The following is a 735-nucleotide window of genomic DNA, read 5'->3' on the forward strand; positions in this document are numbered from 1 at the left end:
AGCTGTCTCTTATACACAAATCCCTGCTAAGAAATTAGCGGGGATTTTTTTGAACTAAATCTCAATGTCATGATCAGATCTTCAAATCTTGTTTGAGGGCACATTATGATTAACGAACATACTCATTGGGCAAAACAACAATTCGGTAAATCGGACTTAGGTGATCCAAGAAGAACAGCGCGTCTGGTAAAGTTAGCATCAACGCTTGCAAATGAACCAGGAAAACCACTTGTGAACATCACTCAATCCCCCGCCGATATGGAAGGTGCCTACCGCTTTATTCGCAACGAGAATATTGACGCAACGGCTATAGCCGAGTCAGGCTTTAAAGCCACGGTTGAACAAGCAAAAAGTCATAACTTATTGCTCGCATTAGAAGACACGACCACACTAATTTATAAACATTCCTCCATTCGAGATGATTTGGGTCATGTCGGACGAGGAGCAAAACAACGAGGCTTGTTAGCTCATAGCGTATTACTGTTTGCGCCAGACACAAAGCAAGTTGTGGGATTAATTGAACAGTCTCGCTGGAGTCGTGATATCAACACGATTGGAAAAAGAGAAAAACACGCGACGACTTCTTACGAAGAAAAAGAAAGTTACAAGTGGGAGTCAGCGTCACGAGCGATGGCAGAGCGGCTGCAAGGACAAATGGCGAACGTGATATCGGTGTGTGACCGCGAAGCGGACATCTACGAATACTTGCAGTATAAACTAACCGAGCAGCAACGA

The 735-nt window shown here is 44.1% G+C and carries 1 protein-coding gene; it reads left to right on the forward strand.

Annotated elements, in window-relative coordinates; translation table 11 throughout:
* Nucleotides 1–105: 105 nt before the first annotated feature.
* Nucleotides 106–735 (forward strand): IS4 family transposase (locus tag GQR46_RS20275; protein ID WP_165742331.1); only part of this gene is annotated, 630 nt, incomplete at its 3' end.

The organism is Pseudoalteromonas sp. Z1A6, from assembly GCF_011378745.1.
GTDB lineage: Bacteria > Pseudomonadota > Gammaproteobacteria > Enterobacterales > Alteromonadaceae > Pseudoalteromonas > Pseudoalteromonas arctica.